Source organism: Cellulomonas sp. (assembly GCF_035634735.1).
Classification (GTDB): domain Bacteria; phylum Actinomycetota; class Actinomycetes; order Actinomycetales; family Cellulomonadaceae; genus Cellulomonas.
In genome coordinates this window covers 1-6210 of sequence record NZ_DASQCJ010000171.1, presented here as the reverse complement: position 1 = coordinate 6210, position 6210 = coordinate 1, and the positions used below count along the sequence as shown (strand labels likewise).

Genomic DNA, 6210 nt, shown 5'->3' with positions numbered 1-6210 from the left:
GGCCGTCGTAGGTGGCGATCCACTTGGCGGCCGTCTTGGGGCCGACGCCGGGCACGCCCGGCAGGTTGTCCGAGGACTCGCCCACGAGCGCGGCGATGTCGGGGTACCGCGCCGGCGGGACGGCGTACTTGGCCTCGACCGCCTCCGGCGTCATCCGCGCGAGCTCCGAGACGCCCTTGACCGGGTAGAGCACGGTGACGCGCTCGTTCACGAGCTGCAGGGAGTCGCGGTCGCCGGAGCAGATGAGCACGTCCATGCCCTCGGCGGCGCCCTGCCGGGCGAGCGTCGCGAGGATGTCGTCGGCCTCGAAGCCCGGCTTGTCGAGCGTCGGGATGTGCATGGTCGCCAGGACCTGCTTGATGACGTCGACCTGGCCGCGGAACGGCTCCGGGGAGGCGGAGCGGTTGGCCTTGTACTCCTCGTACTGCTCGGTGCGGAACGTCGTCCGCCCGGCGTCGAACGCGACGGCGACGTGGGTCGGCGCCTCGTCCCGCAGGAGGTTCGCCAGCATCGACACGAACCCGAACACCGCGTTGGTCGGCTGGCCGGTGGAGGTGGCGAACTTGTCGACCGGGAGGGCGAAGAACGCCCGGTAGGCCATCGAGTGGCCGTCGACAAGGAGGAGTCGCGTCGCGTCAGTCACGGGTGCCAACCTATCGGGCATGGCTGACACCGACCTGCCGCCCGCCGCCGCCCCGACGCCCGCCGACGGCGCGGCCGCGCCGCTGGGCTCCCACGTCCCGCCGGGCACCCTGATGGAGCGCATGGGCATCGAGATCCAGGAGGTGTCCGCCGAGCGCGCCGTCGGCACCATGCCGGTCGCCGGGAACGTGCAGCCGTTCGGCCTGCTGCACGGCGGCGCGTCGGCCGTGCTCGCCGAGACGCTCGGCTCCTACGCCGCCAACGCGCACGCGGGGCCGGACCGGCGCGCGGTCGGGATCGAGCTCTCCTGCACGCACCACCGGTCGGCGACCGAGGGCGTGGTGACGGGGACCGCGACGGCGGTCCACCTGGGCGGCCGGGTGGCGACCTACGACGTCGTGGTCTCGGACCCGCGCGGCCGACGGGTCTGCTCCGCGCGGCTGACCTGCATGCTGATCGACGCCCGGCCCGCCTGAGCGGCCTCGGTCGCCGTCGCCGTCGCCGCACGCCCGGCGCGGGCGCGCCGCCGGCGGGCGATCAGGTCGTCCAGGCCCGAGCCGGCGCGTCGGCGGCCGGGCTGCGGCGCGTCCGCGGAGAGCTTGCGCTGCAGCACCTCGGTGCTGACCACGCGGTGCGCCGCCGCCGGGGCGAACCCGAGGCGCGCGAGGAACCGGTGCATGCCGCGCGCGCCGGGCAGCGGCACCGCGAGGACGTCGGTCGCGCCGACGCGGCGCGCCTCCTCGACCACGCCGCCGAGCAGCGCGTGCCCGACGCCGCGGCGCCGGGCGCCCTCCGCCACGTAGACCGCCTCGATCGACACCGTCACCTCGTCGGTGAACAGGCTCGGGCCGACGATGCGCGCGAGCACCAGGCCGCACAGCTCGTCGTCGAGCGTGCCCACCAGCCCGAGCGCGCCCGGCTCGGCGACCAGGGCGCCGATCTGGTGCCGCAGGCGGTCGGCGTCGTCGGTGCACAGCTGCGCGCCGACGAGCGACTCGGAGCGGGCCGCGAGGCTGAGGGAGACGAGGACGTCGAGGTCCTCGGGGCGGGCGGGTCGGACGGCGACGGGCGAGCGCACGGTACGACGACCTCCTGGACTACTCGGACGGCGTAGCGACTCCGGCGTCACCACGACCCTGCTGCGCCCCCCGCGGCATCGCCCGATCATGGCGCACGACCAGGGCGTCTGCCTAGTCGCGGCGGGCCCCCGGTCCCGGGCGGGCGGACGGAGACGCAGGTCACCGCGGGGCACCGTGGCGCGTCTCACTCCACCGGGTGAACGCTGCTCCGTCCGGGCGGCGGCGCCGCGGCGACCCGGGGAACGCTCGCCCGGACGAATCGGACACACCGCACGGCGCGCCGACGTGACGTACGTCTCAAACCTGCCTGTAATCGCCCCGAAACGCAGCATCCCTACTGTCACGCCAACCCACTCGCGGCCTCCTGACCCTCCGCGAGCCCGCTGCCGACAGGTCGACGCCGTCGACCACGACCGGACGGAGGACCAGGTGCGCCGAGTCGCGACCAGGGACCGTTCCACCGCCGGGGCGCCCGCCGCCCTCGGCGTGCTCCTCCTCGCAGTTCTCTTCCTCCTCGCCGTGCCGGGCACCGCCCGCGCGGCCGTGGCCGGGTGCGTCGCCGACGCCGCGACCGGCTGCATCAACGGCACCATCCGCACGGCGGACCAGCAACCCGCGGTCGGCGTCGTCCTCGACGTCGAGGGTCCGGGCGGGACCACGCAGGCCACCACGGACGCCGAGGGCCGCTGGACCGCGGCCGTCACCGAGGCCGGCGCGTACACCGTCACCCTCGACGAGACCACGCTCCCCGCCGGCGAGAGCCTGCGGGACCCGGCGCAGAACCCGCGGACCGTCACGGTCGCGCTCGGCTCCTCGGCCGGCGCGCTGTTCCCGCTGGGCGCTCCCGCGCCCGCGGGCGGCGGCTCCGACGAGGACCCCGACGCCGCGCCCGACCCGGAGAGCACCGCGCCGGCGGACGACGCCGGCGAGGTCGGGGCCCCCGTGGGCGCCTCCGACACCGGGTCGTTCTCCTGGGGCCGGCTCGCGCAGCAGGCCAGCAGCGGCCTGGTGTTCGGCGTGCTGCTCGCGCTGGCCTCGGTCGGCCTGTCGCTGATCTACGGCACCACGGGGCTGTCGAACTTCGCGCACGGCGAGCAGGTCACGCTCGGCGCGATCGTCGCGTACCTGGCGGTGCAGTCGTTCGGGCTGCCGCTGGTCGTGGCCGGCGTGGTCGCCGTGCTGGTCGGGGCCGCGTCCGGCTGGCTGCAGGACGCCGGGATCTGGCACCCGCTGCGCAAGCGGCGCGTGGGCACCACCCAGCAGATGATCGTGACCATCGGCCTGTCGATGGCGCTGCAGTACACGTACCAGTTCTTCTTCGGCGGCGGCGCGCTGCGCATCGTCACGACCACGCCGACCATGCTCACGCTCGGGCCGGTGCGGATCAGCGCGACCTCGCTGTGGTCGCTGCTCATCGCCGCCGTCGTGCTGGCGGCCGTCGCGTACTTCCTGCTGGGCACCCGGATCGGCCGCGCCACCCGCGCGGTGTCGGACAACCCGGCGCTCGCCGCCGCCTCCGGCATCACCGTCGAGCGGGTCGTGCGGCTGGTCTGGGTGCTCGGCGCGGCGCTGGCGGCGCTGGGCGGCGTGCTGATGGGCCTCTACCTGAACGCGACCTCCTGGAACATGGGCGGCGCCCTGCTGCTGCTCATGTTCGCCGCGGTCACGCTGGGCGGCCTCGGGCAGGCGTTCGGCGCGCTGGCCGGGTCGATCGTCATCGGCCTGGTCGTCGAGATGTCGAACCTCGTCATCCCGAGCGACATGCGCTACGCCGGCGCCCTGCTCATCCTCATCCTCGTCCTGCTGCTGCGCCCCCAGGGCATCCTCGGCCGCGCCGAGCGGATCGGTTAAGGAGCCGACATGGACTGGTCCCGCATCCTCGTCAACGTCGCGGGCGAGATCTTCGCCCCGACGACCGCCGCCTACGCGCTCGCCGCGATCGGCCTCAACGTGCACTTCGGCCTCACGGGCCTGCTGAACTTCGGCCAGGCCGGGTTCATGCTGCTCGGCGCGTACGGGTTCGCGATCTCCACCATCGCCGGCTGGCCCCTGTGGGCCGCGGTGCTGGTCGCGATCGCCTGCGCCGCCGCGTTCGGCCTGCTGCTCGGCATCCCCACCCTCAAGCTCCGCGGCGACTACCTGGCGATCGTCACGATCGCCGCAGCGGAGATCGTCCGGCTCGTCGGCCGGTCGACCGCGCTCACCGAGCTGACCGGCGCCTCGTCCGGCCTGCGCGGCAACTCCTACAAGGACACGTTCCAGGACGCCTCGCCGTTCCCCGACGGGACGTTCGCCCTCGGGCCGTTCGAGTACGCGATGAACGCGTCCAACTCCTGGTGGGTGCGCATCGTCGGCTGGTCCGTCGTCGCGCTCGCCTGCCTGCTCGTCTGGCTGCTGATCCGCAGCCCGTGGGGCCGGGTGCTCAAGGGCATCCGGGAGGACGAGGACGCCGTGCGCTCGCTCGGCAAGAACGTCTACTCCTACAAGATGCAGGCCCTGGTGCTCGGCGGCGTGATCGGCGCGGTCGCGGGCATCATCTACGTCCTGCCCCGCGCCGTGCAGCCCGACTCCATGGGACGCCCGATGACGTTCTTCATCTGGACGATCCTGCTGCTCGGCGGTGCCGCGACCGTGTTCGGGCCCGTGCTGGGGTCGATCATCTTCTGGGTGTCGCTCATGCTCATCAAGTCGGTCATGCGCGCCGGGGTGCCGGAGTCGATCATGCGCACCGAGCAGATCGAGCAGTTCGGCTGGATCATCGTCGGCGTCACGCTGATGCTCCTCGTGATCTTCCGGCCACAAGGCATCCTCGGCGACAAGAAGGAGCTGGCGATCGATGTCCGCTGACCTCCCCCGGGGCCACGTCCCCGCCGCCACGCCGCACGCCACCACCGCGTCCGGCCGGGACCGCGTCACCGCCGACCTGGCGCACGTCGCGCACACGCCCGGCGTGCCCAAGCCCGACGCGATCGTCGTCGCCGACCAGGTCACCCGGCACTTCGGCGGCATGACCGCCGTCGACGTCGGCCACCTCGAGGTCCAGCGCGGCGCGATCACCGCCCTCATCGGGCCGAACGGCGCCGGCAAGACCACGCTGTTCAACCTGCTCACCGGCTTCGACAAGCCGTCCACCGGCACCTGGTCCTTCGAGGGCCGGTCGCTGTCCGGGGTGTCCGCGGCGCGCGTCGCCCGGTCCGGCATGGTCCGCACGTTCCAGCTCACCAAGGCGCTGTCGCGCATGACGGTGATCGAGAACATGTTGCTGGGGGCCACGAAGCAGTCCGGCGAGAACCTGTTCACCGCGCTCGTCCCGCCGCTGTGGAAGGCGCGCGAGAAGGAGATCACCGAGCAGGCCGAGGAGCTGCTGGTCCGGTTCAAGCTCGACGCCAAGCGCGACGACTACGCCGGGTCGCTGTCCGGCGGCCAGCGCAAGCTGCTCGAGATGGCGCGGGCCCTCATGTCGAAGCCCACGATGGTCATGCTCGACGAGCCGATGGCCGGCGTGAACCCCGCGCTCACCCAGTCGTTGCTCGGGCACATCCAGGCCCTGCGCGAGGAGGGCACCACGGTGCTGTTCGTCGAGCACGACATGCACATGGTCCGGCACATCTCCGACTGGGTGGTCGTGATGGCCGAGGGCAGGATCGTGGCCGAGGGGCCGCCCGAGGACGTGATGGCCGACCAGGCCGTGATCGACGCCTACCTCGGCGCGCACCACGACACCGACCTGGGCGACGACGCGCTGCTGGACGACGGCAGCATCGAGCAGCTCCAGGCCGAGGAGCAGGCCAACCTGGCGGCCGCGGCCGCCGACGACGACCGGGAGGGCACCCGATGAGCAGCACCGCCGTGCAGGGGTCCGACCCCTCGACCGTCCACCGGGGCGCGCCCGCGGGCGAGCCGCTGCTCGCCGCGACCGACCTGGTCGCCGGGTACGTGCCGGGCGTCAACATCCTCAACGACTGCAACCTGGTCGTGCACCCGGGCGAGCTCGTCGGCATCATCGGCCCGAACGGCGCCGGGAAGTCGACGCTGCTCAAGGCGCTGTTCGGGCTCGTGGCCATCCGGTCCGGCTCGGTCGTGCTGAAGGGCGAGGAGATCACGAACCACCGGGCCGACTCGCTGGTCCGGCGCGGCGTCGGGTTCGTGCCGCAGACCAACAACGTGTTCCCGTCGCTGTCCATCCAGGAGAACCTGGAGATGGGGCTGTTCCAGGCGCCGAAGCGGTTCACCGAGCGGTTCGACTTCATCGTCGACCTGTTTCCGGTGCTGGGCGAGCGGCGCAAGCAGCGCGCCGGGTCGCTGTCCGGCGGCGAGCGGCAGATGGTCGCGATGGCCCGCGCGCTGATGATGGACCCGTCGGTGCTGCTGCTCGACGAGCCGTCGGCGGGCCTGTCCCCCGTGCGGCAGGACGAGACGTTCATCCGCACCCGCAAGATCAACAAGGCGGGCGTGTCCGTGGTGATCGTCGAGCAGAACGCCCGGCGCG

The 6210-nt window shown here is 73.1% G+C and carries 7 protein-coding genes; 5 read left to right on the top strand and 2 right to left on the bottom strand.

From position 1 onward, the window contains the following. Positions 1-664 (bottom strand): 5'-3' exonuclease (locus VER05_RS14240; protein WP_324845992.1); only part of this gene is annotated, 664 nt, incomplete at its 3' end. Here VER05_RS14240 and VER05_RS14235 point away from each other — a divergent pair. After that, the gene (locus tag VER05_RS14235) at positions 663-1118 is read left to right on the top strand and encodes a PaaI family thioesterase (protein ID WP_414647632.1); all 456 of its coding nucleotides are present in this window, start codon (positions 663-665) and stop codon (positions 1116-1118) included. The two genes, VER05_RS14240 and VER05_RS14235, sit on opposite strands and share 2 nt — an antisense overlap. Here VER05_RS14235 and VER05_RS14230 read toward each other — a convergent pair. Further along, entirely contained in the window at positions 1031-1720 is a 690-nt protein-coding gene (locus VER05_RS14230; protein ID WP_324845991.1) for a GNAT family N-acetyltransferase, read from the bottom strand. The two genes, VER05_RS14235 and VER05_RS14230, sit on opposite strands and share 88 nt — an antisense overlap. Before the next feature lie 430 nt (positions 1721-2150). Here VER05_RS14230 and VER05_RS14225 point away from each other — a divergent pair, with 430 nt between their 5' ends. From VER05_RS14225 to VER05_RS14210, 4 genes are all read left to right on the top strand, one after another. After that, positions 2151-3572, top strand: coding sequence for a branched-chain amino acid ABC transporter permease (locus VER05_RS14225; protein WP_324845990.1), 1422 nt, complete (start codon positions 2151-2153; stop codon positions 3570-3572). Positions 3573-3581: 9 nt separating this feature from the next. Further along, entirely contained in the window at positions 3582-4568 is a 987-nt protein-coding gene (locus tag VER05_RS14220) for a branched-chain amino acid ABC transporter permease (RefSeq protein ID WP_324845989.1), read from the top strand. Further along, positions 4558-5559 carry an ABC transporter ATP-binding protein gene (locus VER05_RS14215; protein ID WP_324845988.1) on the top strand — a complete coding sequence of 334 codons (1002 nt, stop codon included), beginning with the start codon at positions 4558-4560 and terminating at the stop codon, positions 5557-5559. The genes VER05_RS14220 and VER05_RS14215 overlap by 11 nt, the downstream gene beginning before the upstream one ends. Beyond that, a partial coding sequence (locus VER05_RS14210; protein ID WP_324845987.1) for an ABC transporter ATP-binding protein occupies positions 5556-6210 on the top strand: 655 nt, incomplete at its 3' end. The genes VER05_RS14215 and VER05_RS14210, both read left to right, overlap by 4 nt.